Origin of the sequence: Clostridium sp. ATCC BAA-442 (genome assembly GCF_964239415.1) — a bacterium.
Lineage (GTDB): Bacteria > Bacillota > Clostridia > Oscillospirales > Oscillospiraceae > Flavonifractor > Flavonifractor plautii.
In genome coordinates this window covers 1-25,305 of sequence record NZ_CAXSQB010000051.1, presented here as the reverse complement: position 1 = coordinate 25,305, position 25,305 = coordinate 1, and the positions used below count along the sequence as shown (strand labels likewise).

The window sequence follows — 25,305 nt, the reverse complement described above, 5'->3', positions numbered from 1 at the left end:
GGCCCCCCCTGGTGCTATTCGTATTTTTGACTAATTTATTGTAGTATGGTATAATATTATCTCATTGAATTGCTCCGGGCGTGCCCGGGGACAGGAGGCTACCGCATGAAACTCATGGTCATTGACGGCAATTCCCTCATCAACCGGGCCTTTTACGGTATACGGATGCTTACCACCAAGGACGGGCAGCCCACCAACGCCGTCTATGGCTTTGTCAACATCCTGCTCAAGCTGCTGGACGAGGAGAAGCCCGACGCCCTGTGCGTCACATTCGACCGGAAGGCCCCCACCTTCCGCCACCTGGCCTACGAGGGCTACAAGGCGCAGCGGAAGGGGATGCCCGACGAGCTGGCCGCCCAGCTTCCCGTGCTCAAGGATGTGCTGGCCGCCATGAATATCCCCCGCTACGAGCTGGACGGCTGGGAGGCCGACGATCTGATCGGCACCATCGCCGCCAGGGATACCGCCGCCGGGTGGGAAACCGTGATCGTCACCGGCGACAAGGACTCACTCCAGCTGGTCACGGACAGCACCCGGGTCAAGCTGGTGTCCACCCGTATGGGACAGACTACTACGAAGGAGATGACCCCGGAGACCTTTCGGGAGGCCTACGGCTTCGACCCCGTCCACATCGTGGACTTGAAGGCGCTGATGGGGGACACCAGCGACAACATTCCAGGCGTCAAGGGCATTGGGGAAAAGACGGCCATGGACCTGATTCAGCGCTACCAGAGCGTGGAGGCCATCTACGCCGACGTGGAGGGCGTGGAGGCCAAGCCCGCGGTCAAGAAAAAGCTGACCGAGGGGGAAGAACAGGCCAGAATGTCCTATGATCTGGCCACCATCCGCTGCGACGCGCCCATTGACTTTTCCCCCGAGGACGCCCGGCGGCGGGAGCCGGACGGCCCCGCCCTGTACGAGCTGTTTCTGGCGCTGGAGTTCAACAAGCTCATCGACAAGATGGGGCTGAGCGGCGGCCCGGCGGCCGGACGGGCGGACAAGCCCGCCGCCGGGGCCGTCCGGCAGGAGCGCGTCACCGACCGGGTTCGCATGGAGGAGCTGGTGGAGCAGTGGCGGAGGGAGCCGTGGGTCGCGGTGCTGGCCCTGCCCTCTCTGGATGTGGTGGCGGTGGCTTGGGACGGCGGAGCCAGGGCTGCCCTGTGCGCGGCGGACCGGCTGGAGGGGTACAATGAGCTGCTGCGGGCCCTGTTCTCCGGAGAGATCCAAAAGGTGTCCCACAATGTCAAGGATCTGATGCACCTGCTGCTGGACGAGGGGCTGAGCACCGACGGGTTCTGCTTTGACACCGCCCTGGCCGCCTATCTGCTCTCTCCCACCGACGGCAGCTACGAGCTGGAGAAGCTGGGTATCACCTATTTCAACCAGGAGTTCCCCAAGGCAAAGGAGTACCTGGCCCCCGACGCTTTCGGCCCCCTGGCCGACCCGGCGGGACCGGCGGAGGCCATGTGCGCCCACGCCGCCTTGACGGCCGCGCTGTACGGGGCCCTCGCCCCCAAGCTGGAGGAGCTGGACATGCACGAGCTCTATTACGGGCTGGAGCTGCCCCTCTGTCCCGTGCTGGCGGAAATGGAACGGGCGGGCATGCTGGTGGACCGGAGGGCGCTGGCCGACTTCGGTATCCTGCTGGACGGGCGTATTCAGGCCGACGAGGCCCTCATCTACGAGCTGGCGGGGGAGGAGTTCAACATCAACTCCACCCAGCAGTTCGGCCGCATCCTGTTTGACAAGCTGGGCCTGCCCCCAGTGAAAAAGACCAAGACGGGCTACTCCACCAACGCCGACGTGCTGGAGAAGCTGCGGGACAAGCACCCCATTGTGGAGGCAGTGTTGGACTACCGGCAGTTGGCCAAGCTGAAATCCACCTATGTGGACGGGCTGACCAAGGTCATCGCCGCCGACGGACGCATCCACACCTCCTTCCAGAACACCGTCACCGCCACCGGGCGGCTGAGCTCCACCGAGCCCAACCTCCAGAACATCCCCGTCCGCACCGAGCTGGGGGCGGAGCTGCGCAAGATGTTTGTGGCCCCCGCGGGGAGGGTGCTGGTGGATGCGGACTACTCCCAGATTGAACTGCGCCTGCTGGCCCACATTGCGGGGGACGAGCACATGATTGCCGCCTTCCGCACCGGAGAGGATATCCACACCGTCACCGCCTCCCAGGTGTTCGGTGTGCCCCCGGAGCAGGTGACCCACGAGATGCGCCGCCGGGCCAAGGCGGTGAACTTCGGCATCGTCTATGGCATCTCCGACTTCTCCCTGTCCCAGGACATCGGGGTGACCCGGGCGGAGGCCAAGGCGTATATGGAGAAGTACTTTGAGAAATATTCTGGCGTCCACGCCTATATGACCCAGGTGGTGGAGCGGGCCAAGGCCGACGGCTATGTGTCCACCCTCATGGGCCGCCGCCGGTGGCTGCCGGAGCTCAAGTCCTCTAACTTCAACCTGCGCTCCTTCGGCGAGCGGGTGGCGCTGAACATGCCCATCCAGGGCACCGCCGCCGATCTCATTAAAAAGGCTATGCTCCGGGTGGACGGCCGCCTGCGCCGGGAGGGGCTGGAGGCCCGGCTGGTGCTCCAGGTCCACGACGAGCTGATCGTAGAGTGCCCCGAGGGGGAGGCGGAGCAGGTGCAGCGCCTGCTGGCCGAGGAGATGGAGCATGTGGCCGAGCTCGCCGTTCCCCTCACCGCCGAGGCCCACGCGGGCAAGAGCTGGGCGGAGGCCAAGGGCTGACGGAGAAAGGAGCATGTATGGATTATCTCGGAATCTGCCTGCTTTCAGCGGCGATCATTGTTCTAGGGATTTTCATGGTGCGCAAGCCGGACTGGTGCTGGAAGCTGAAGCACGCTCTGGACACAGAGGGGGGAGAGCCGTCGAAGTACTATCTGGCGACCGTAAAGGTGCTGGGGACGGCCATGATCATCATCCCGACGGTGGTGATCCTGGTTTCCATCCTCTCCCTGATTTTGGCGGCTGTAGGCTTGGGATAGCATGAAAGGGGAGGAGCTTTAATGGATCTGCGCCCCATTCCCGCCCGGGACTGGGCGGACTGGTACACCGGGGAGCTGTGCGCCTCCTTTCCCGCCTGCGAGTGCAAGCCGCTGGAGGCCATCCGCGCCCTGGCGGCGGAGGGGCGCTATGAGCTGCTGGGCCTCTGCGATGGGGCGGCCCTGCTGGGCTACGCCACCCTGTGGAGCACTCCGGAGTGGCCGGACTATGTGCTTCTGGACTATCTGGGGGTGACCGCCGCCCGCCGGAACGGCGGTCTGGGCGGGGCCATCTTGAAGATGCTGGCCGCCCGGGAGGCGGGGCGGCGGACGGTACTCGTCGAGGCCGAGGCGGAGCGCTCCGGCGGCCCGGAGGAGGAGCGGCCCCTGCGGCTGCGCCGCCTGGGGTTCTATGCCCGAAACGGCTGCATCCCCGTGTATGAGAGCTTCAACTGCGGCCTGCTCTGCCAGGTCTTTGTGCTGGGGCCCGCCCCGGCGGATCAGGTGGACCTCAAGGCGGCTCACCGTGCCATCTACGGCCCGGCCCGGACGGACGTGGTCATAGACCCGCCCCCCGGCGCGTCGCCGGAGCCGCCCTACTGGATGTAACAGAGGTGTTGACATGATACAATTGCAAGTGTGTTTCTGCCTGCTGGGGCTGGCGCTGGCCGCGCTGGGCGTGGCGATGCTCCTCCGGCCCCAGAGGCTGCGGCGCTTCCTGCGGCGGCTGGACGCCCGGCTGTGGAAGTGGACGGGGCGGCGGCTGGCCTGGAGCCGGCTGGCCGGCAGCGGCCTGCTGCTGCTGGGCAGCGTCCTGTTCCTGGTGCTGCTGGCGGCCCTGCTGCTGCGGGCGCTCTACTGAGGGGGGCGGAGGGATGAACTACAGGCTGATTCCCATGGAGCGGGCCCATCTGCCCCAGGCGGCGGAGCTGGAGCGGCAGTGCTTCTCCGATCCCTGGACGGAGGCGCAGCTGGCGGGTGAGCTGGACAACGAGCTGCTCTCCCTGTCGGCGGCCGTGGGGGAGGACGGGACGGTGCTGGGCTACGCCGAGGTGCGGGTGATCCTGGACGAGGGAACCCTGGAGCGCATCGCCGTGGCCCCCCGATACCGCCGCCAGGGCATCGCGGAGGCCCTGCTGGACGCATACATACAGTACGGCCGGGAGCACCTGGCCTTCCTCACCCTGGAGGTGCGGGCGGGCAACGCCCCCGCCATCGCCCTCTATGAGAAGCTGGGCTTCCGGGAGGTGGGCCGCCGGAAGAACTACTACCGTGCCGAGCACGAGGACGCCCTGCTGATGACGGTGGAGTTTGACCGCCATGGCTGAGCTGCGTCTGCTCACCGCCCGGCAGCTCCGGCAGGTGTACCGGGAGCGGGTACGGTCCGATTTTCCGCCCAGCGAGCGGCGGCCTCTTGCCTCTATGGAGCGCCTGCGGGCGGCGGGGGTATACGACACCTGGGGGATGTACGAGGGAGAGGAGCTGCTGGCGTACGCTTTCCTGTGGCGGTCGGAGGCGTACGGCGTGGCGTTGCTGGACTATCTGGCCGTGTGCCGGGAGGGCCGGGGGCGGGGAACCGGCACCCTGGCGCTTTCCCTGCTCCAGGCCCGCTATGGGGGCTGCTCCCTGCTGGTGGAGGCGGAGGCCCAGGAGGAGGGGGTGCCGCCGGAGGAAAACGCCCTGCGGGCCAGGCGGCTGTCCTTCTATGAGCGCTCCGGCTTCCGGCGGCTGGACTACCAGACCCGGATTTTTGGAGTGCAATACGCCATGCTGGTGTGGCCGGAGGAGGCCGCAGCAGAGCCGGAGCGGCTCCAGGACGCCCACCGGGGTCTGTATCGGAGCCAGCTCCCGAACCCGCTGTTCCGGCGGGTGATCCACATTCCGGCAGACGAGCACTGAGGCGGAGCCGGCTTTTTCCGCCGCCTGATATGTACCTGACGATCCCGCAAGAAAGGACTGATTCGGATGAATATCCTGGCCTTTGAATCCTCGTGTGACGAGACCGCGGCGGCGGTGGTGCGGGACGGCCGCACCGTGCTGTCCGATGTGATTGCCTCCCAGGCGGATATGCACGCCGTCTACGGCGGCGTGGTGCCGGAGATCGCCTCCCGCAAGCACGTGGAGGCCATCGCGGGCCTGGCCGACCAGGCCCTGGCCCGGGCGGGGCTGACCCGGGCGGACATCGACGCCGTGGCGGTCACCTACGCCCCCGGCCTCATCGGTGCGCTGCTGGTGGGGGTCAACTTCGCCAAAGCAGCGGCCTATGGACTGGGGGTGCCGCTGATCCCGGTGCACCATGTCCGGGGCCACATCGCCGCCAACTACATCACTCATCCCGAGCTGGAGCCCCCCTTCGTCTGCCTGTGCGTCTCCGGCGGCAACACCATGCTGGTAGACGTGAGGGACTACACGGACATGGCGATTTTGGGCGCTACCCGGGACGACGCGGCGGGGGAGTGCTTTGACAAGGTGGCACGGGTGCTGGGCATCGGCTACCCCGGCGGCGCGCCCATGGACGCTCTGGCCCAGGGGGGGGACGACCGGCGCTATGAGCTCCCCCGCGCCCACGTGGCCGACGCGCCGCTGGACATGTCCTTTTCGGGCCTCAAGACGGCGGTGCTCAATCTGGCCCACAACGCCGCCCAGAAGGGGGAGACGCTGGATCTCCCCGGCCTGGCCGCCTCCTTTGCCGCCGCGGTGAGCGATACCCTGGTGCCCCGCACCATGGAGGCCGCCCGCCGGACGGGCTATGGCAAGGTGGCCGTGGCGGGGGGGGTGGCGGCCAACAGCCGCATCCGGGTCGATCTGGAGCGGGCCTGCCGGGCCAGCGGCCACAGGCTCTACCTGCCCGCCCTGTCTCTGTGCGGGGACAACGGGGCCATGATCGGCTGCCAGGCCTACTACGAGTATCAGGCGGGCCGCCGGGGCGATCTGGCCCTTAACGCCTACGCCACCCGCTCCATCGAGCAGGGCTGAGACAAAATGCACCGCCCTGGAAACCAAGGTTTCCAGGGCGGTGCATTTTTGACAGAGGGCGGCAACGGGATGCAAAATTGTGTTATGTCTACTATGACTCCAAAGCGGCCAAAAGTGGGGACTTCGGTTGAAGCATGTGGATAACTGGGTGGATAAGTGCATAACTGACTGGGACGCTAAGGAGGAGAGGGGGTGGAAAACCCGGTGGACAATGTGAATAACTATCTGTAGAGGCGCTGAGATGGGTGAATTATGTCAAATAAATGGAGAAAAAATCCAGGGGGAAATGGGGGCGAAACAGAAAAAACAGGGCGGTGACTGACTGGTTTTTCGTCTGATTGGGCCTTGACAGGCGGGCAGAGCAGGGGACACACCCGGCCCGCCCGACAGGAAATTTGCAGCTTTTCAGCCGCGGGGCAGAGGCGTATACAATGGGTATTGAACAGGCATAAAACTTCATGCGCCACGGGCGCACCACGAACACAGACAAAAGCCGGGGCACATGAAGTTTTTGCGCATGTGGGCCGTCCCGGCCCCCGCGCTCTTAATTTTATGGCCGTGGCGCTGAAAGCAGCGCACGCTGCGGCCGGTAGAACGTGGGAGTAGCTCAGGCCAGCTTGGACTTGGCCAGCTCAGTCAGGGTGGTAAAAGCGGCCTTGTCGTTGACGGCCAGCTCCGCCAGCATCTTGCGGTTGATCTCCACACCGGCCTTCTTCAGGCCGTTCATGAAGGTGGAGTAGTTCATCCCGTTCATCTTGCAGGCGGCGGAGATGCGGGTGATCCACAGGGAGCGGAAGTCGCGCTTCTTCAGGCGGCGGCCGGTGTAGGCGTAGGACAGGGACTTCATCACCTGCTCGTTGGCCATCTTGAAGTGCTTGCTCTTGGCGCCCCAGTAGCCCTTGGCCAGCTTGAGGACCTTATTTCTTCTCTTGCGCGTCATCATCGCGCCTTTGACTCTAGCCATTGTAAAAAGCCTCCTATGTTAAGGTAAAAATCAGTCTTATCTTATTTGTAGGGGATCATGCGCTTGATGGCGGGCTCGTTGGTCTTGTCCGCATAAGCGCCGGCGCGGAGGCCTCTCTTGCGCTTGGTGTCCTTGTCGTGACCGTTGAGCAGGTGACGCTTGTTGGCGTGGGCGCGCTTGACCTTGCCGGACTTGGTCAGGCTGAATCTCTTTTTCGCACCGCTGTGAGTCTTGAGCTTAGGCATGGTGGTAAAACTCCTTTTCTTTCAATTCAAAACGTGCGGGGTTCAGGACTTCTTGGCTTCCTTGGCAACCTTGGGGGAGAGGAAGATGGACATGTGCCGTCCGTCCAGCTTGGGGTCCTTGTCCAACGTGGCGACCTCGCCGCACTGCTCGGCAAACTTGAGCAGCAGGCCCTTGCCGATGTCGGTGTGAGCCATCTCGCGGCCGCGGAAGCGAACCGTGACCTTCACCCGGTTGCCCTCGGCCAGGAACTTCTGGGCGTTGCGGAGCTTCACATTGAAGTCGTTTACGTCGATACTGGGAGACATGCGGACTTCCTTGATCTCCACGACGTGCTGGTTTTTCCGCGCCTCCTTCTCCCGCTTGGTCTGCTCGAACTTGTACTTGCCGTAGTCCATGAGCTTACAGACGGGGGGATTCGCGGTGGGAGAGATCTTCACCAGGTCCAGATTCGCGTCCATGGCGCGCTCCAGCGCCTCCCGGGCGGACATGATGCCCAGCTGCTCTCCGGTGTCGGAGACCAGGCGAACCTCCTTGTCGCGGATCTCTTCGTTGATTTGATGACCCTGTTTGCTGATACGAAAGCACCTCCGATTCTCAGATACATACAAAAAAACGGCTACCAGTCCGGTACCCGCATCCAACCTGAACACGCACGCGCCGCATCGGACGCGCACGGGAAACCTGATTGACCTCTTTGCCGTGGGCTGGAGGTGAGGATGGGGGCACCGATCCTGCTTTGTTTTGCTCTGATAGTATAGCAGACCGTTGGCGTAGTGTCAAGAGAAATTTCAAAGGCCCGGTTGGGGCTTCCCTTTTTCGGAGAAATGTGGCAAACTAGGGGCAGAGGAGGGAATGAGATGCATCATCCGATTCGCATACGCGCGCTTCGGCTGGGCCTGGCGGCCTGTCTGCTGGCCGGGGCGCTGGCCGGACTGGCCTCTGCTAACGCGCCCACTTATGAAACGACGATTCTGTTCACCCATGACACCCACGACCACTTCCTCCCCATGCCGGATGAGGAGGGCGGGGAATACGGCGGCTATACCCGCCTGGACACCCTGATCCAACAGGAGCGGGCAGCCCACCCGGACGCCCTGGTCCTGGACGCCGGAGACTTTTCCATGGGCAGTTTGTTCCAGACCATCTACGCCACGGAGGCCCCGGAGCTGCGGGCCCTGGGGGCCATGGGGTACGACGCCACGACGCTGGGCAACCATGAGTTTGACTACCGCGCCCGCGGCCTGGCGGAGATGCTCAACGCCGCCGTGGACAGCGGCGATCCGGTACCCCCCATCGTCCAGGCCAACTACAAGCCCCCGGCGGAGGACGCGGACACCTGGGCGGCGTGGAACCGCTACGGCATCGGGGACTACCTGATTCTGGAGCGGGGCGGCGTCAACTACGGCATTTTCGGCCTGATGGGGGAGGAGGCGGACAGCAACGCCCCCATGTCGGGCATGGAGTTCGAGCCCGCCGCCGACGCGGCGGAGCGCACCGTGGCCTCCCTGGAGGAAGAGCTGTTGTCCCGGAACGCTCCCTATTTTATCATCTGCCTGTCCCACAGCGGCACCGACGGCAGGGGAAAGGGCGAGGACTACGAGCTGGCCAAGCGGGTGGACGGCATCGACGTGATCCTCTCCGGCCACACCCACACCACCTTGGACGAGCCCCTGCGGGTGGGGGACACCCTGATTGTGTCCTGCGGGGAGTACACCGCCAACCTGGGCGTCCTCACCGTGGAGTGGAAGCCAAACGGGGAGAAAACCGTGGCCGACTACCGATTGCTCCCCGTGGATGAGACGGTGGCGGAGGACCCGGACATGGCCGCCATGGCGGCGGCCTTCCAGCCCCTGGTAGAGGAACAGTACCTGTCCCAGTACGGCGTGGGCTTCGACGAGGTGCTGGCCCGGTCCCCCTTCGCCTTTACCCCCATCGGCCGGTTCGGCGCGGAGCACCGGGAGGACACCCTGGGCAGCCTGATTGCCGACTCCTACGTATACGCCGTGCAGCAGGCGGAGGGGGCGGACTACGTGCCGGTGGACTTCGCGGTGGTGGCCGCGGGGGTGATCCGCGGCTCCTTCCCCGCTGGGGAGATCACCACCTCCGACGTGTTCAATGTCTCCTCCCTGGGCTCCGGGGCGGACGGGACGCCGGGCTATCCCCTCATCTCGGTGTGGCTGACGGGGAAAGAGCTGAAGGACGCCTTTGAGGTGGACGCCTCGGTGACCGCTCTCATGCCGGAGGCCCAGATCTACGGCTCCGGCATGACCTGGACGTGGAACCCCCGCCGGATGATCTTCAATAAGGTAACCGACTGCGCCCAGGTGCTGCCCGACGGCTCCGCTGTTCCCATCGACGACGACCGGCTCTACCGGGTGGTGACCGGACTCTACACCGGACAGATGCTGGGCACCGTCAACGACCAGTCCTTCGGCATCCTGGCCATCACCCCCAAGGACGCCCAGGGCAATGTGATCACCGACTATGAGGAGCACATTATTTACAACCCCAACGGCTCTGAGGTGAAGGAGTGGTACGCCCTGGCCTCTTACCTCCAGTCCATGGGAGAGGTGGATGGCCGCTATGCCGCCCCCGAGGGGCGCAAGGTAGAGCACGCCACTTGGAACCCCCTGAGCCTGCTGAAAAACCTGAACCTGTTTGGCTGGCTGGCCGTGCTCGCGGCGGTGCTGGTGCTGGCCGCAGTCGTGTTCCTGGTGTGGCGGCTCTGCTTTCATCACCGCCGTGGCCGCTACGGCGGCAGGCGGCGGGGCGGCGGCTACCGGCCCTACCGGGGATAAAGGAAGAGAGAATATATGAAGGAGAACAACTACGACAACCCGGGGTTTTTTAGCCAGTACCGGCGCTTCCCCCGGTCGGTGGAGGGCCTCTCCGCCGCCGGGGAGTGGCACGCGCTGCAAAAGCTGTTCCCCGACTTTTCCGGCAAGCGGGTGCTGGATCTGGGCTGCGGCTTCGGCTGGCACTGCCGCTACGCCGCCGACCACGGGGCCGCGGCGGTGATCGGGGTGGATCTGTCCGAGAAGATGCTGGAGAAGGCGCGGGCGGACACCTTCGACGGCCGCATCCACTATGTGCGGGGGGCCATGGAGGAGGTGGACTTCCCGCCCGCCTCCTTTGAGGCGGTGCTCAGCTCCCTGGCCCTGCACTATGTGGAGGAGCTGGGGCCGGTGTTCCGCAGGGTGTGGGACTGGCTGGCCCCCGGCGGGGACTTTGTGTTCTCCTGCGAGCACCCGGTCTTTACCGCCGAGGGCTCCCAGGAGTGGTACCCAGGCCCCGGCGGTGCGCCCCTCCACTGGCCGGTGGACCGATACTTCACCGAGGGCCGCCGCACCGCCCGCTTCCTGGGCTGCGATGTGGTCAAATACCACCACACCCTGACCACCTATGTCCAGACCCTGCTGGAGACCGGGTTTGTCCTCAGGGCACTGGTGGAGCCGAAGCCCGATTCCCGGCTGATGGACGTGCCCGGCATGGCCGACGAGCTGCGTCGGCCCATGATGTTGCTCCTGTCTGCCCATAAGCCGGAATAAAACGACGAGAGCCGTTTCAGACAGAGAACATGTGCTGCTGGTGCCCTGTTTGGAGGGAGTGCAACCCGGAGTTGCGGATTTGAGTGCAGGTGGTAGGTGGTATGTAGCCGCTGAAACATGCATGATTTAAGTACGGCCGGTCACGGCTGAACTTAAGGAGGATTCAAACCGTAAGTGTATCAAAGCAGCTCATTCATCTGAGAAGCATATAGGGGATCTCCCAGGAGGAGTTGGCCTCTTTGATGAATGGAACCAGATAGGCGGTACCGAAATGGGAGACCGACCTTTCACATACTTTAAAATATAGATACAGAAACCGCTCCCACACTTGGGAAGTTCTAACAGTTGCCCGACAATCAACGATATTCGGCCTCCGTCCTGCTCCATGAGAGAGGCAGGACAGGGACCGGGCCCAGAAAGTGAAAAAAGGGCTTGTCAATTTTGCTCTGACTGGGTAATATAGGAGCCAAGAGGTACAGAAATATTGCGTCGGATCCCAGGTGTAGCGAGCGCCTGAGGCCCTATGTGGGTGACACGACCACCCATACAACGGAAAATCCGTACTACGCTGTTGTTATAACCTTTCCTGCCCCATTCTGGCAAGAGGGTTTTAGCGGCTGTGTTGCAGACTGATATGCTGTGTGGGGATATACATACCCCGCACAGCATTTTTTGCCTCTTGCGGAAGGGCCAACAGGGGGCAGCCGCCCCCCAAGGGTCCCGACGCAAGAGAAGCAAAAGCACAGGAGGCCGCTGATATGAAGAAAAAAGTCACCGACTTATCCCAGGCGCTGGCCGTGGGCTTGCCTGTCCCGGCCAGCGCCGCAGGGGAGACCTTTTCCGACGTCCCCGCCCCGCCCTGGGCCGTCCCCGCAGCTCCGGAGTGGAAGAACGGGGGGAAGGCTGCTCCGTCCGATCCGTATCTCGTTCCACCCCTTTGAAAGTGCGTATTCAACCAGATTGCCCCCCGGCATAGTGTTCCACTCGTACTGTCCGCAGAGGACACAGGTAAGGCCGTGGGCCTCCGCTATGGCCTTGAATTTCCCGGCGCCTCCGTCCTGTAGTAATTGCGTCAGCAAGTCTCGCTTGCGAGCTTGCTTGATTACCATACGACACAGGCGAAACAGGCCGTCAAGACTGGTGTAGCCACTTGCGAAAAAACTGCCCCGACTCTTACGAAACCGGGACAGACTTTTTTCGGTCCTGACCGCCTGAGGCGGCTGTGGCACGGTGGGCATTCCCTACACTGTGTAATCCCTCAGTACGGAGGCTTTCTGCTCAGCGTCCAAACAATACTTAAACAGGAGCAGTAAGTTCAGCTCCTCCCGGCGATAAATAGGGCTTTTCGGGATGCCATCCCCTGTGATATGTGTGACAACGGCGAACATGGATTGAAAGCTATCCTCATTCCATTCCAGCTCCCTTGCCTGCTTCTCCGCAAGCTGGGATATGCGTTCCGCGGACTTTGAAATTTTAGATCGTCCCCTGTTCCAAATTGCCAGCCATTGAAACAGGTCCGGGGAAAAAAGTTTATGATTGAGTTCTCCTACTAAAAAAGACAGCTTGCGCTGGTTGATTGCTTCTGTTATGTGTCTTATGCGGTCATCCTCAAAGGTACTGATAGCCTTCCTGAAAGCAATATCATAGCTGTCAAGGCTTTTACAGGCGGCCAGATTATCAAGCAATATTTGTGCGATTGTGGGCTCCATATGGAGCATGGAAGCCCTCAGAGTTTCTACGGAAATTTCCTGTGTATAGGTATCGAGATAAGCTTTCCTTTCGTATTCCCGATAAAGCCGCTCAATCTCGCTTTTGACCTGTTGCTGTCCCTTTCTGATGGCATTCTCATTCGTTCTGTCGGATAGAATGGCGCTTTCAAATGCGGCTGTCACTATGTCTATACAAGTCTGGCACTCCATATCAGGCCAAGTCCGGTCATACAGATAGCCGCCGATGGTTTCCTCTCCATACTCCACGTTTTCATCTGCCCATCCTTTACGGCGGTCGTTGAACGACTCCGCAAGTGCGGATTTAAGGTTTGTGACCGATAATCCGTGGCGGTTTCCGATTTCCCGGATTGTAGGTCACAAACGCCTGCCAAGCGTGTCCTTTTTCTTCATCGGAGAACACTCCTAAAATTATAATAAAAATATCTAATTTCGATATAGTGATAAGTTAAAATATCCCTGGTTTTCACAGTGTGATCGATGCGAGAATCAAAATGTGCGTTTTTAGTATATTACAAAGCAAAGTGCGTGTGAATTTTCTGCTTTTGTCTGCTTTCCTGGTCCTGCATAGAGCCTTTCTCCAGAGGTGGGAAATAGTAGAATAATTGCATATCTAGAGCGGAGCAAGCGTCCGGTCAGTGCGGCATGGAAGAAGATTGAAGCCCGCCCTCTGACGGACAGCCGCGATCTGGAAAATGAAATTTAGGCATCGACTATAATTGTCTTTTGGAGCGGTTATGGCGGCGCGGAGAGCGGCATCCCATCGGCAGCCGACGGCAGGCCATGATCGCCGGCAAATACGGCGGCGTGTTTTGCAATCTCCCGGATGGGACCGTGTGCATGTGTATTACTCCTACCAGCATGAGGACTCCGATTTCCTGGTAGGAGACACCGTGATTCTGGTAGTCCAGCGGTATGCGGAGGAGAAAAAGCAGATGTACGGCAAAATCCTCTCGAAGTGGTGATCCAAAAGCGAACAGGCCCGCCCCTTTATAGGGGGCGGGCCTGTCACCTTTACTAACTCAAAGGTCCATACCCATATTATTTTGTGAAGGAAGGTCAGATTGACATATGAAAGTGAGACGACTCGTTGCCTTGTGTACGGCAATGTTCCTCAGCCTACAGATGGCGGGGCTCCCCGCCTCCGCCGCGGGCAGATTTTCCGATGTCCCCGCCGGTTCTCCCTTTTATGAGAGCGTGACCTATCTGGCGGAGTGTGGGATCACAGCCGGTACGGGCGGACACAGCTTCAGCCCGGAGCGTCCCATCACAGTCCGGGAGTGGGCTACCGTGCTGTTCCAGGCTTTCGATGGAAGTACCTTGTCCTGCGATTCCCCAAAGGAGCGGTCCGAGCTCAGTATCCAGCGGTGCTATCAAAACGGCTGGCTGGGCGTGAGTGCTGCCATATCCCCTGATGGGACTCTCTGCCGCGGAGAACTGCTGCTCAGTGCCTTCCATGCGGCCGGACTGCCGGTATACAACGCCTCTCTATGGCTATGAGGAGGCAGGATGTCTCCGCAGGAAAACGCGGTACGCATTGGAAAGGAACTTGGACTGTGCCCCGAAGCGGCCGCACCATTTGGAGTGCAGTTGCTTCCGTCTCTCAATAGAAAAATCTTTCAATCGACGATCTATGGAAGAAAAAACAGCAGCAGGATGCTCCATACGAGCAGTATTATGGCACAAGTCCGTAGGTTCTACTGATAGTAGGTCTGGGAGAGCGTGCAATAAACTACGAATGCGATTAGCAATTATGATTTATTTGGGGCGATAAAAATTTTGGAAGCCCCTTCAGCAATCTGAACTTCATATCGCTGCCCACGATAATAAAAGTGAAACTGCATGGATACAAGGCCATTGGGGAGATGAGGGGACAACTTTGGAACGCCGTTCTCGATATGCAGTCCGGCAAAGCCAAAGATAACTGTATTCCAAGTCTCACCGAGACAGGCCAGATGGAGCCCTTCCTTGCCCGTGTTGCCCATAACCTCCTCCAGGTCCAGATAGAGGGCCTTCCGCCAGTAGGCTTCAGCGGCCTCTGCCAGGCCATTCTGGGCCGCAAAGAGGGCGTGGCTGGCAAAGCTGAGGGTGGAGTCATGGATACACAGGGGCTCAAAGTCCTCCCAGGCGGCCAGCTTTTCCTCTTCGGTAAACTGCTCTGGCAGACGGGTTATAAGGAGCAGCGTATCCGCCTGCTTGATCACCTGATAGCGTTGGAGCCGGTCGAAGCAGACCTGGTGATAGCTGGCCTCGTCGCCGGATTTGAGCTCCGCCGGCTCAACGCGCTCCAGCAGGTGGAACGTATCGTCCTGGCGGTAGTGGCCGGTGATTGGATCCCTGGGAAGCTGGATCGCATCGCGTAGTATCTCCCAAGCAGCGCACTCCGCTTTGGACAGGCTCAGGGCCGCATACTGCTCCGGCGCCTCTTTCTTCAGCCGTGCGGCGGCGGTCAGCGCCAGAGAGAGATTGTGCTTTACCATGGCATTGGTGAAAAGATTGTTGCTGGTAATGCCGCAGTATTCATCCGGGCCCTTGCAGAACAGCAGATTGACCTTCCCGGCTTCGGGGGCGGGAGAGTAACGGCTGACCCAGAAGCGGGCTGTCTCCACCAACACCTGTGCGCCCCCCTGGAAGAACAGGCGGTCATCGCCGGTCCAATCCAGGTATTGGCCCAGAGCATAGGCCACGTCAGCGGTGACGTGGACCTCGCTGCACCCGATGTCCCAGCTTTCACACTGCTCGGTGCCGTCATAAGACACCATCCAGGGGTAGCGGGCCCCGGCGCCATTCATCCGCGCCGCATGCGCTCTGGCCTGGGGAAGCGTGCCGACCCGGAAGCCCGCCAGACTGCGGGCAGCCTTTGGATCGGTCAGGTCATAAAAGGGCGTCAGAAAGAGATCTGTGTCCCAAAAATAGCAGCCTTTGTACCGCGTGTGGGTGAGCCCTCTAGCCCCGATGCTCACGGTGTGGTCCCGAGGAGAGCAGTTGGCCGCCAACTGGTAGATCACATAACGCAGCGCCGTCTGCGCGTCGTCATCCCCCTCCATGACAATGTCGCAGTCCGCCCACTTTTGCTCCCATGCGGCCTGATTCTCCGCCAGCGCACTTACAAAGTCCCAGCCTGGCTCCACATCCAGCTGGAGCAGGGGATCCACATCGCGGCTGGAAGTCAGCCGGGCGGCGATCTCCAAGGCGATGGGAGCATCGGAAGCGTCACTGGTGCAGCGCACTCCCACGCCGTCACCGGTATCTGCAACAAAAGCGGGGGATGAAAAGCCCTCTGTGCGGCAGGAAACCGTCTGAGCCAGTTCCAGCCTTGTATGATTTGTCTTATAGCGGGCGGTGAATCCGGCGTCGGTCGCCTCGCCGGAGCAGAAACGGGTCATCTGGATGATCTGGGTGTTCTCCTTCACCTGATCGTCTGGGATAGGGCTGTTGCAGCTCTGGTGGTCGATCCCGGCCAAAAGCTCCACCTGCCCGCGGCCCTGGAATTCAAGCCGCTGGAACAGAAAGCTAGGCTTGGCCAAGGAGAAAAAACGCTGTTCCTGCACATCCACCCAGTCATCCGCAATACTCAGCCGGTAACGGAAGGTGAGCAGACCTGTACGGAGATCCAGCGCGCGGGACAAATGGGAGGGAATGGCCGGTATGCGGCCATTCAATCGGATCTGGTACCAGATAGGGGTGGGCAGATTGACAAAATCCGTCAGCTCTGTGCTGTCGGAGATCCGGTCATAAAAGCCAGCCAAGAAAAGTCCGGCGTCCAACGGCCGGCGGATCGGCCGGTAAGCGGGGTAACCCCGGGCCCCCATGCGGCCGTTGCCGGTAAAGAAGACGCTCTCCAGGAAGCGGTCGGCAAGATCGTTCCCCTCCGCTGAAATTGTCCAGCCCCGGCGCTTCACGTCAGTTCTCATAGGACACGCCTCCTAACGCATACCGCAGGGCGTGGCACACAAACCCCGCGCAAGTGGCAAAGGCGTCTCCCGTCGCGGATCGGCCCGTGTGCTCATCGATGCTCTCACAGACGATGCCGTTGTCCATCACCGCCCGACGCAGAAGATCCAACGACCGCTCCGCCTCCCCGCTGAGCAGGCTGTTGGCCACACTCAACATCCAGGGATGGGGGGCGTGGGCGCAGCCGATTTCCGCAAAGGCGCACCCGGCGAAGCTGTAAGGATACTCCGGGGCGCGGATCTGACGCACTGTATTCTGATATGCGGGGTCATCCGGCGCGCAGAAGCCCAGGTAGGGCAGGAGCAGCAGGCTTCCTGGCGGCTCGTCATATACATCTGTATGGCCCTCCAGATCCGTGGACCAGGCATAGTATGGGCCGTTCGGGCCCTGGACAACACAGTGCTCCAGGATCGACCGGCGGAGCTCCTCCGCCTCCCCGGCAAGGTCGCCGTATGTTTCAGGATACAGGGAGGACAGCGCGCGAAGCGCCTTCCATACCAGCACATTGTCATAGGTCAGGTAGGGGTAGCTGCGCACGTCATCGGTGGGCTGAAGGAAGGTCTCGTAGAGTGCGATCGACCTGTGCCGTTTGGTGCGCAAGGTGCGCAGAATATCCGTAAGCCCGGAGCGGATCGCGTTGTCCTCCAGACAGTCCCGGTCGCCTGTGGCACCCACATAGCGCTCCAGGGCCAGCACCGGGGCCATCAGTTCATCCAGCTCAAAACCAGGCTCCAGGACTGTGCCGTCGATGTACCGCGAGTGGACGCCCAGGTTGCGCCGCTGACGGCCGAATACATAGTCCAGCATCCGGCGGGCCAGTGCCGGGTCGGCGTCCACTACCGTAGGAAAGCTCCACAGCAGGCTGTCCCGGTCCCAGTAAGCCGCGCTCACATAGTAGCGCGGGCTGCGGCTGGTGACCAGAACCAGCTCCTCGGTATCCAAGGTGATCCCGGCGGAGTAGAACAGGCAGAAGAACAGATTGGTATTGTAGAGGCGCTCCAACTGGGCATCCGGAATGGGCCAGCGGCGGGCGTCCAGCCAGTCTGTGGTCACCTGTAACTCGTGCTGCCAGCCTTGGCGCAGCATCTCCTTGGCGCTGGTGGCGGCCGCCACCTCCTCGAAGCCGACCCCCCAGTAGAAGGTCACAGTAACAGCTTCTCCGGGTTCCAGCGTGCAGGCGTGGGCCAGACGGTAGACGATACCGGCATCCGTCTCCTGAAAGGTGGATGAGCAGGGCTGATCCATCATGGGCGCAAAAGCAAAAAGGGGCAGTCCGCAGCGCATATCAAAGATCAGGCTGTCGTTCCAAAGGCTGGTGTAGCATCTGCGCGCCCCGTCGATCTCCTTGTCTTCGTTGACGCAGTGCCATGCGGAGGCCCAGCACCCTTCCAGACCGAAAGTAGAGGACAGCGGCTTATCCGATGTGGAGCGTACTGTCAGCTGATAGAGAAAACCACGTTCCCCCACCGGAGCCAGAAGCATTCCCTCCACCGCTAGGGAGCCGGCCGTGCCGCAGAAGGTCGGAATCCAGTTGGATTTCCGTCCCCAGGTCAGAGACTGAAGCGAGGCCCTTTCTCCTTCCGTCTCAAAAAAAGGCGTCATCAGCGGGAGAGAAGCGCCGCCCCTCTGCTCGATCAGGCCCTTATGTCCCATGTGCAGGAAGGAAAAGGACTCCAGCGCCCCGGTGCAGGCCTGGAGAGTGGGAAGAGAGACCCACTCGTTGCCGGTAGGCAAATAACACTCTTGCATAGAGATCCCTCACTGTCGGATTTAATCGGTTAAACCATTGGCAATCTAACTATAACATATTTTGGGCGCAAGTCAATAATTGTTTTGTGAAAAATGTTAATTTATATCTTGACAATAGAGTTGTTATTGGCTATTATTTGCTTATGGAATAGTTTAAACGATTAAATTAAACGAGGTGGTATAGCATGTCGGCCAATCGGGTCACCATGAGGGATGTCGCCAAAGAGGCTGGCGTCACCAGCGCGGCCGTCTCTTATGCATTGAGTGGGAAGCGCCCGATTTCTGAGGAGACACGCCGGCGGGTTGAGCAGGCCATCGAGCGGTTGGGTTATACACCAAACATGGCAGCCCGTACCCTGGGCAGCGCCAGACAGGATTCCAGGCTGATCGGCGTAGTGGTCCCTCAGACCGAGGCTGGAAGCCGACTCATGTTTCAGAACCAGTTTTACTCTGAGATATTGGGAAGCATTGAACTGTGCGCCAGACAGAAAGGCTACCATGTGATCATCTCTGCTACGGATGCCAACGAGAGCTATCTGACCCTGGCAAAGGAGCGCAATCTGGACGGGATCATTGTCATCGGCATGTATCCGGATTCCTTCTACCAGCAGATGAAGGAGAGCCGGATCCCTATCGTATTGATCGACAGCTATTGCAATGACCACTATTACCATAATGTACGCATCGACGATGCTTACGGCAGCTATCTGGCGACCAAGTACATTTTGGACTGCGGTCACCGTGCCGTCGCTTTTTTCAGCGGCCGCATCAAGGAAAACGGCGTCATGAAGAAACGCCTGGCCGGCTATCGGGACGCTCTGGCAGAGTATGAGCTTCCCTTCCGAGAGGAGTTGGTCTTTGAAGGGAACATTGACTACAAAGACGGCATCGCGTCTGCCCAAAGGCTCATGGACGCGGGACTCCCTGCCACAGCGGTGGTAGCTGCGGCAGATATTCTGGCAATCGGAGCGGCAAAAGCTTTCTATGAGCGCGGTGTCAAGGTACCGGACGAGATCTCCCTTATGGGGTTTGACGATTTGGAGATTGCGCAGTACATGACCCCGGGACTGACTACCGTAAAGCAGCAGATCTCAGCGAAGGGGGAAAAAGCGGTGGAGCTGTTGATCCGCAATATCAATGAGCCGGAGTTGACCAAGCAGGAGTTGATCCTGCCGGTGTCCCTGGTGGAGCGGGGCTCTGTCCGCAAGATCAAAACGGAGACAACCTGAAAAGGTCTCAATATAGGGTAAGAATGGAACAACACATGTCTTAATTTTGAAAAGGAGGAACCATGCAATGAAAAAGCGGTCTCTGGCGATCCTGGCCGGCGGAATGTCGCTGGCGCTCCTGCTCTCATCATGCGGCCCGTCCAGTGCTCCGACCGAAAGCCCATCTTCTGCCCCTGCTGATGAAACCGGACAGCAGACGGCTGAGGAGCCTGTGACCATCACCTACTGCAACTTCAACGCGTCCGGCGGCAATGAGGAAACCCTGCAGAAAATGTACGAGGCCTTCCATGAGGAGCATCCTAACATCACGGTTGAGATCGAAACCATCGCCATGGATGACTATTTCACCCAAATGCAAACCCGCGTGGCCGGCGGCACGGCGCCTGACTGCTATGAGCTGAACATCGAGAATTTCGCCTCCTATGCCAATAAGGGCGTGCTGGCCGAGATCAGCGGTGTGGACCTCAGCCGCCTGGACGAGACTGCACTGAGCGCGTTCAACGTGGACGGCAAGCAGTACGGCCTGCCCGGCAACTTCTCCAATGTGGTGCTGGTCTACAACAAGGACCTGTTTGACCAGGCCGGCATTGATTATCCCACCGCAGACTGGACGCAGGATGATGTGCAGACGGCGGCTGAGGCCATCCGCGCCTTGGGCGATGATATTTACGGCTACTACCAGCCCCTTACTTACAACGAGTTCTACAAGGTTTGCGCCCAGTTCGGCGGCAGCCTGCTGAATGAGGACAAGACGGAGTTTACCATCAACTCCCCCGAGAACGTGGCCGCCGCTCAGATGATGGCCGACCGCGTGCTGGTCAGCAACGTCCAGCCCACGGACGTGCAGATGGGCGGCATGGGTGACTGGGATCTGTTCATGAGCGGCCGTCTGGGCATGATCCCCACCGGTATTTGGGCATTCCAGTCCTTTGCCGATGGCTGTGACTTTAATTGGGATATCACGATTGAGCCTGGTCAGGAGCAAAAGGCCACGCACTTCTTCTCCAACGGCCTGGTGATCAATGCCGACAGCGAGCACAAGGATGCCGCGGCTACTTGGATCACCTGGCTGGCCTCCAGCCCCGCCGCCGCTGAGATCCGCATTGAGGCGGGCTGGGATCTGCCTGCCGTCAGTGACGAGGATACCCTGGCCTCCTATCTGGACATGACGCCGCCCGATAACCGCCAGGCTGTGTTTGACTCCTTGGACTATCTGGTGGTACCGCCAGTGATCGAGGACTATGCCCTGATGAGCGATATCATTGGTCAGAAGCTGTCCGCCGCCGCCAATGGCTCCATAACCGTACAGGAAGCCCTGGATCAGGCGCAGAGCGAATGCGAGGCGCAGATTTCCCTTAGCTGATAAGGGGCAGGGGGGGGGCTTGTGCCCCTCCCCTGTTCGATTTTCTGAGGAGGTGTTTCCCAACCATGTTAGTCAAACGGAAGCGGCGAAAGGGACCCGGGCAGGAGGGGCTGATCACCGCGTCTCCCTTTTTGATGCCCAGCCTCATTGGCTTGCTGGTATTTTCCCTGCTGCCCTTGCTCATATCCGCCTTTATCAGCCTGACTGACTGGAACGGCTTGGATCAGTTGACGGCCCCCGGCTTCTTTCAGGAGCATTTTATCGGGTTGGATAATTATAAAGCCATTCTCTCCAGCCCCGAGTTCTGGGGGGTGCTGTGGAACACCTTCCGCTATATCATCATGTACATTCCGCTGATGCTGGTGGCGTCTCTGGGGGTGGCCTATCTGCTCAGCCGCCAGCGCCCCGGCGTAACAGCCTTCCGTATCATCTACTATATCCCGGTGCTCACCTCCTGGGTGGCAGCCTCCATGATCTGGAAGTCTATGCTATCCCCGGAGTATGGCGCGGTCAACAACATCCTGGCCGTTTTCGGAATACAGGGGCCGGGCTGGCTGCTGGACGAGGCTTGGGCCATGCCGGCTATCGTACTGGTGTCGGTATGGAAGGATATGGGGTTCTTTGGCCTCATCCTCTTGTCCGGTATGGTGGGCATCAACAAGTCCTACTATGAGGCGGCATCGCTGGACGGCGCAGGCTCTTGGCAGAAGTTCTGGAAGATCACCTTGCCGCTGATGACCCCAGCTATCTTCTATGTGCTGATCGTCAGCCTGATCAACGCATTCCAGCTCTTCCCGCAAATCATGATCATGACCGACGGCGGCCCCAATGGCGCCACACAGGTCATGGTGGAGCGCATCTACAAGTATGGCTTCCGCTACTACCGCATGGGCTATGCGGCGGCCTTCTCCTGGATCCTGTTCGCCATCATTATGGTGTGCACCGCCATCCAGATGAAGGGCCAAGAGAGGTGGGTCAACTATGACAGCTAAACGCAGACTGGGCACCACAGGCTATTATGTGGTCTCCATCCTCATTGCCGTGGTGGCCATGATCCCCTTCCTGTGGATGATCTCCACCTCTCTCAAGAGCCGGGGTGCTCTCATGTCCATCCCCATTGAGTGGATTCCGGCAGAGCCCTCGTTGGATGCCTATGGTGAGGTATTTTCCCGTTTTCCATTCCTAAAGACGATTGGAAACAGCCTCTTTATTTCCGTGTCCTACACTGTCATCACCCTGATTTCTGCCTCGATGGCAGCCTTCGCTTTTGCCAAAATCCGTTTCCGCTGCGCGAACCTACTGCTCAAGCTCTACCTGGCCACCATGATGATCCCCACACAGGTGACTATGATCCCGCTCTTTGTGATCATGAATCGGCTGGGCCTGATCGACAGCTATGCCAGTGTGATCCTCCCCTCCATCTTCCGCCCCTTTGCAGTTTTCATGCTGGTTCAGCAGATGCGTACCGTACCGGTGGACTATTTGGACGCCGCACGGGTGGATGGGGCAAACATTTTCCAGGTCTATTCCCGGGTGGCCCTGCCGCTGTGCGCGCCGACCCTGGCAACGCTGGCGGTGACCACTTTTATGGAGTCCTGGAACGACTATCTCTGGCCTCTGCTGATGTTGACTGACCGGGCCAAGATGACCCTGCCCATCGCCCTGTCCACACTGAACGGCCAGTACAATACCGAGTACAATGTGCTGATGGCAGGCAGCCTGATCTCCATGATTCCAATTATCATCATCTACCTGTTCGCGCAGAAGCACTTCAAAAACGGCCTGATGGCAGGCGGCATCAAGGGGTGAACCGATGAGAGAGATTTTGTGTTCCGGCCAGGCGCGGTCCCTGGAATTTCCCTATCCGGGCGGTATGGCCGCCCTCTGCTGGAGCCCTGCGGGGGAGCGGGGGGAGTTGACGGTCTCCCTGCACTATGACGGGGCCTATGGCATGGGAGAGAAGTACAATGCCGTGAATCAGAAGGGACATACGGCGGTCAATGAGGTGGAGGAGAAGTTCTGCTTTCAGGGAGGGAAAACCTACTGCCCGGCGCCTTTCTTCTGGACAAATACGGGCTTCGGGCTATATGCGGCCACGGATGAGCGCACCAGCTTCCGATTTGGTGAGAAAGCGGTTTGCGCGGAGCTGCCTGTGGATTGCCGCGTCGTGCTGTTTTCGGGGATGCCCGGAGAGATCATTCGGGATTACATGGATCTGTTCGGCCCGGCAAAGCTGCCGCCCAAATGGGCCTTTGGGCCGTGGATCTCCGCCAACCACTGGGACAGCCAGGAGAAAGTGGAGCGGGCGGTGGCGCAGGCGGAGGAACACGGCTTTCCAGTCTGCGCCTTGGTGGCCGAGGCGTGGAGCGATGAGGCTACCTTTTATGTTTTCCGGGGCGCAAGGTATGTTCCTAAGCCGAATGGCGGCGCATTCCGGCTGGAGGACTTCGATTTTTCCGATTCCCCCTGGCCGGATCCCGCTGGTATGGTACAGCGGCTTCACGAGAAGGGGATCCGTTTCCTGCTGTGGCAGATCCCCGTCTACAAAAAGCAGGGGCCGGATGAGCCGCTCAATGCGCAAAATGAGCTGGACCAGGCGGATGCCGTCGCCCGGGGCCTCTGCGTCCACAACGCAGATGGGAGTCCCTATACCATCCCGGAGGGATACTGGTTCGCCGGCTCCATGATCCCCGACTTCACCAACCCTGCCGCAGAGGAGACCTGGTTTTCCAAGCGAAACTATCTCACAGAGATGGGGATAGACGGGTTCAAGACCGATGGAGGCGAGTTCATCTACCGGGAAGATGTGCGCTTTGCGGATGGAAGCTCCGGCCGGGCCGGAAAGAACCGCTATGCCCAGGAGTATACGGCGGCTTACACCAAACATCTGGGTTCGGCTCAGGCGCTGTTCAGCCGGGCGGGCTACGCTGGTCAGCATACCACGCCTATCCATTGGGCTGGAGATCAGCAGTCCCAGAACAGCGAGTTGGCCAGCGCCCTGCGGGCGGGGCTGTCTGCTGCCCTGACCGGCATCCCGTTCTGGGGCTTCGACATCGGGGGCTTTGCAGGGCCGCTCCCCACATTGGACTTGTACCGCAGGGCTACACAGCTGGCCTGCTTTGTGCCGGTGATGCAATGGCACTCCGAGCCGGATGGAGGGCAGTTCCGCGAGTTGATGCCTGGGGGAGAGGGGAACAATGAGCGGAGCCCGTGGAATCTGGCGGCGGCTTACGGTAAGCCGGAGTTCGTGGACGAGATGCGGTTCTGGCATAATCTGCGGATGGAACTTCTGCCCTACCTGTACAGTGTCGCGCTGGACTGTGCGGAAGCTTCCAAGCCTATGATGCGGCCGCTGGTCTATCAGTGGCCGGAAGATCCGCTGGTATGGGACTGCGAAGATGAATTCCTTCTGGGTGACAGTCTGCTGGTGGCGCCGCTGCTGGAAGAAAACGCCGAGAAGCGCGCGGTCTACCTTCCGGAAGGACAGTGGATCGGCCTGTTCGACCGCCGCGCGGCGGCCGGAGGGCAGACCATCGTAGCGGGCGGAGACCGGAGGCTGTCGGTCTTTCTGCGGGCGGGCTATGGTCTGGCGCTCCGTTCTGATGCGAACTCGGCCCCCGGCGCTCCGGCGGGAGAGCGGGCAGACGGAAATGCTCCTCTGCACCTGCTGTTGGCTGGGGAATGCGGGCGTTTCCGCTTCCGGGACGAGCTGGGCACCGACTTGGATATCACCTGGTCTGATGGAGCCGTCCACATAGAGGGCGACTACCGATTCCCGCTGACTTGGGAAGTGCTCCCTGTGGAGGAATGCTGATATGGGGATGTGCGGTATCATTTTTGATTTGGACGGCGTGCTGTGCTATACCGACCACTACCATTATCTTGCGTGGAAGGCGGTGGCCGATAGGCTGAGCCTGCCTTTTGACGAACAGGTAAACAACCGCCTCCGAGGTGTCAGCCGGATGGAGAGCCTGGAGATTATTCTGAGCCTTGGCAGTAAGACCTACTCCCAGGAGGAGAAGGAGCAGATGGCAGCCGAGAAAAACCGGCTCTATCGCAGCTATCTGGAACGTATGGGGCCAGAGGCACTGGCCCCTGGGGCAGTCGATGTGCTCCGCACTTTGCGGGAGAACGGCTGGAAAACAGGCATCGGCTCCTCCAGCAAAAACGCCCCCCTCATTTTGGAACGAACCGGACTGGACGGATTCTTTGACGCGGTGGCAGATGGCAGTCAGATTACCAAGTCGAAACCTGATCCGGAAGTGTTCCGGCTGGCGGCGCGGAAATTACGCCTTTCCCCTGATGAGTGTGCTGTGGTGGAGGACGCCTCCGCCGGAATCCTGGCCGCAAATGCAGGCGGCTTTTTTCCCATCGGCCTGGGGGACGCCGCCCAGGCCCCCGGCTGCCGCGCCGTCCTAAACGCTCTGTATGAATTGCCCGAACTCTGCCGGCGCTTATACAGCCGCGCCCCAAAATTCAAGCCTTCCGACCCTACTCCATTTTCATAGGGCGGAGGAGCGGTCAAAAAGGAGGAACGCCCG

The 25,305-nt window shown here is 60.4% G+C and carries 24 protein-coding genes; 18 read left to right on the top strand and 6 right to left on the bottom strand.

Going from position 1 to position 25,305, the window contains the following annotated elements:
- Positions 1 to 105 precede the first annotated feature (105 nt).
- From polA to tsaD, 7 genes are all read left to right on the top strand, one after another.
- Positions 106 to 2,754, top strand: a complete 2,649-nt coding sequence (polA, locus tag ACESY8_RS16480; protein ID WP_195306731.1) for a DNA polymerase I — start codon at positions 106 to 108, stop codon at positions 2,752 to 2,754.
- 17 nt (positions 2,755 to 2,771) lie between these two features.
- Positions 2,772 to 3,011 (top strand): DUF6199 family natural product biosynthesis protein, encoded by a 240-nt coding sequence (locus tag ACESY8_RS16475; protein WP_044939596.1) that lies wholly within the window; start codon positions 2,772 to 2,774, stop codon positions 3,009 to 3,011.
- A gap of 21 nt (positions 3,012 to 3,032) precedes the next feature.
- Positions 3,033 to 3,617 carry a GNAT family N-acetyltransferase gene (locus ACESY8_RS16470; protein ID WP_044939598.1) on the top strand — a complete coding sequence of 195 codons (585 nt, stop codon included), beginning with the start codon at positions 3,033 to 3,035 and terminating at the stop codon, positions 3,615 to 3,617.
- Between the two features lie 13 nt (positions 3,618 to 3,630).
- Positions 3,631 to 3,870, top strand: coding sequence for a hypothetical protein (locus ACESY8_RS16465; protein ID WP_007488962.1), 240 nt, complete (start codon positions 3,631 to 3,633; stop codon positions 3,868 to 3,870).
- 13 nt (positions 3,871 to 3,883) lie between these two features.
- On the top strand, positions 3,884 to 4,336 hold the full coding sequence (gene rimI, locus ACESY8_RS16460) for a ribosomal protein S18-alanine N-acetyltransferase (RefSeq protein ID WP_007488961.1): 453 nt from the start codon (positions 3,884 to 3,886) through the stop codon (positions 4,334 to 4,336).
- A complete protein-coding gene (locus ACESY8_RS16455) occupies positions 4,329 to 4,907 on the top strand; it encodes a GNAT family N-acetyltransferase (protein ID WP_195306733.1) in 579 nt (192 codons plus the stop codon). The genes rimI and ACESY8_RS16455 overlap by 8 nt, the downstream gene beginning before the upstream one ends.
- Positions 4,908 to 4,973: 66 nt before the next feature.
- Positions 4,974 to 5,984, top strand: coding sequence for a tRNA (adenosine(37)-N6)-threonylcarbamoyltransferase complex transferase subunit TsaD (tsaD, locus tag ACESY8_RS16450; protein ID WP_054338350.1), 1,011 nt, complete (start codon positions 4,974 to 4,976; stop codon positions 5,982 to 5,984).
- A 607-nt stretch (positions 5,985 to 6,591) separates the two neighbouring features.
- Here tsaD and rplT read toward each other — a convergent pair.
- The 3 genes from rplT to infC are packed head-to-tail and all read right to left on the bottom strand — an operon-like array spanning position 6,592 to position 7,802.
- Positions 6,592 to 6,948: a 50S ribosomal protein L20 gene (rplT, locus tag ACESY8_RS16445; protein WP_007488952.1), complete on the bottom strand. Its 357-nt coding sequence runs from the start codon at positions 6,946 to 6,948 to the stop codon at positions 6,592 to 6,594.
- A gap of 41 nt (positions 6,949 to 6,989) precedes the next feature.
- The gene (rpmI, locus tag ACESY8_RS16440; RefSeq protein WP_007488951.1) at positions 6,990 to 7,193 is read right to left on the bottom strand and encodes a 50S ribosomal protein L35; all 204 of its coding nucleotides are present in this window, start codon (positions 7,191 to 7,193) and stop codon (positions 6,990 to 6,992) included.
- 42 nt (positions 7,194 to 7,235) lie between these two features.
- On the bottom strand, positions 7,236 to 7,802 hold the full coding sequence (gene infC / locus ACESY8_RS16435; protein ID WP_054338419.1) for a translation initiation factor IF-3: 567 nt from the start codon (positions 7,800 to 7,802) through the stop codon (positions 7,236 to 7,238).
- A gap of 249 nt (positions 7,803 to 8,051) precedes the next feature.
- Between infC and ACESY8_RS16430 the strand changes: the two genes are divergently transcribed.
- The 3 genes from ACESY8_RS16430 (at position 8,052) to ACESY8_RS16420 (ending at position 11,683) form a co-directional block, all read left to right on the top strand.
- Complete coding sequence (locus tag ACESY8_RS16430; protein ID WP_434307957.1) at positions 8,052 to 9,992, top strand: bifunctional metallophosphatase/5'-nucleotidase; 1,941 nt, start codon at positions 8,052 to 8,054, stop codon at positions 9,990 to 9,992.
- Positions 9,993 to 10,007: 15 nt separating this feature from the next.
- Complete coding sequence (locus ACESY8_RS16425; RefSeq protein WP_024723198.1) at positions 10,008 to 10,742, top strand: class I SAM-dependent methyltransferase; 735 nt, start codon at positions 10,008 to 10,010, stop codon at positions 10,740 to 10,742.
- A gap of 758 nt (positions 10,743 to 11,500) precedes the next feature.
- Positions 11,501 to 11,683: a hypothetical protein gene (locus tag ACESY8_RS16420; protein ID WP_009257874.1), complete on the top strand. Its 183-nt coding sequence runs from the start codon at positions 11,501 to 11,503 to the stop codon at positions 11,681 to 11,683.
- Positions 11,684 to 11,983: 300 nt separating this feature from the next.
- On the opposite strand, the gene ACESY8_RS16415 is transcribed toward ACESY8_RS16420, so the two are convergent.
- Positions 11,984 to 12,718 carry a hypothetical protein gene (locus ACESY8_RS16415; protein ID WP_007488331.1) on the bottom strand — a complete coding sequence of 245 codons (735 nt, stop codon included), beginning with the start codon at positions 12,716 to 12,718 and terminating at the stop codon, positions 11,984 to 11,986.
- 587 nt (positions 12,719 to 13,305) lie between these two features.
- Between ACESY8_RS16415 and ACESY8_RS16410 the strand changes: the two genes are divergently transcribed.
- A complete protein-coding gene (locus ACESY8_RS16410; RefSeq protein WP_256275071.1) occupies positions 13,306 to 13,434 on the top strand; it encodes a hypothetical protein in 129 nt (42 codons plus the stop codon).
- A 106-nt stretch (positions 13,435 to 13,540) separates the two neighbouring features.
- Positions 13,541 to 13,969 carry an S-layer homology domain-containing protein gene (locus ACESY8_RS16405; RefSeq protein WP_498794872.1) on the top strand — a complete coding sequence of 143 codons (429 nt, stop codon included), beginning with the start codon at positions 13,541 to 13,543 and terminating at the stop codon, positions 13,967 to 13,969.
- Positions 13,970 to 14,220: 251 nt separating this feature from the next.
- Here ACESY8_RS16405 and ACESY8_RS16400 read toward each other — a convergent pair whose 3' ends face one another.
- The gene (locus tag ACESY8_RS16400; RefSeq protein WP_009257878.1) at positions 14,221 to 16,383 is read right to left on the bottom strand and encodes a glycoside hydrolase family 65 protein; all 2,163 of its coding nucleotides are present in this window, start codon (positions 16,381 to 16,383) and stop codon (positions 14,221 to 14,223) included.
- Complete coding sequence (locus ACESY8_RS16395) at positions 16,373 to 18,172, bottom strand: glycoside hydrolase family 125 protein (protein ID WP_054338349.1); 1,800 nt, start codon at positions 18,170 to 18,172, stop codon at positions 16,373 to 16,375. The genes ACESY8_RS16400 and ACESY8_RS16395 overlap by 11 nt, the downstream gene beginning before the upstream one ends.
- A gap of 185 nt (positions 18,173 to 18,357) precedes the next feature.
- Here ACESY8_RS16395 and ACESY8_RS16390 point away from each other — a divergent pair, with 185 nt between their 5' ends.
- The 6 genes from ACESY8_RS16390 (at position 18,358) to pgmB (ending at position 25,272) form a co-directional block, all read left to right on the top strand.
- Positions 18,358 to 19,401: a LacI family DNA-binding transcriptional regulator gene (locus tag ACESY8_RS16390; RefSeq protein WP_007488315.1), complete on the top strand. Its 1,044-nt coding sequence runs from the start codon at positions 18,358 to 18,360 to the stop codon at positions 19,399 to 19,401.
- A 67-nt stretch (positions 19,402 to 19,468) separates the two neighbouring features.
- Positions 19,469 to 20,764, top strand: coding sequence for an ABC transporter substrate-binding protein (locus ACESY8_RS16385; protein ID WP_007488314.1), 1,296 nt, complete (start codon positions 19,469 to 19,471; stop codon positions 20,762 to 20,764).
- Positions 20,765 to 20,829: 65 nt separating this feature from the next.
- Positions 20,830 to 21,756: a carbohydrate ABC transporter permease gene (locus ACESY8_RS16380; protein WP_007488313.1), complete on the top strand. Its 927-nt coding sequence runs from the start codon at positions 20,830 to 20,832 to the stop codon at positions 21,754 to 21,756.
- Positions 21,746 to 22,573 (top strand): carbohydrate ABC transporter permease, encoded by an 828-nt coding sequence (locus ACESY8_RS16375; RefSeq protein ID WP_007488312.1) that lies wholly within the window; start codon positions 21,746 to 21,748, stop codon positions 22,571 to 22,573. The genes ACESY8_RS16380 and ACESY8_RS16375 overlap by 11 nt, the downstream gene beginning before the upstream one ends.
- 4 nt (positions 22,574 to 22,577) lie before the next feature.
- Positions 22,578 to 24,578, top strand: a complete 2,001-nt coding sequence (locus ACESY8_RS16370) for a glycoside hydrolase family 31 protein (RefSeq protein ID WP_434307958.1) — start codon at positions 22,578 to 22,580, stop codon at positions 24,576 to 24,578.
- A gap of 1 nt (position 24,579) precedes the next feature.
- A complete protein-coding gene (pgmB, locus tag ACESY8_RS16365) occupies positions 24,580 to 25,272 on the top strand; it encodes a beta-phosphoglucomutase (RefSeq protein ID WP_009257883.1) in 693 nt (230 codons plus the stop codon).
- The last annotated feature ends 33 nt before the right edge of the window (positions 25,273 to 25,305 follow it).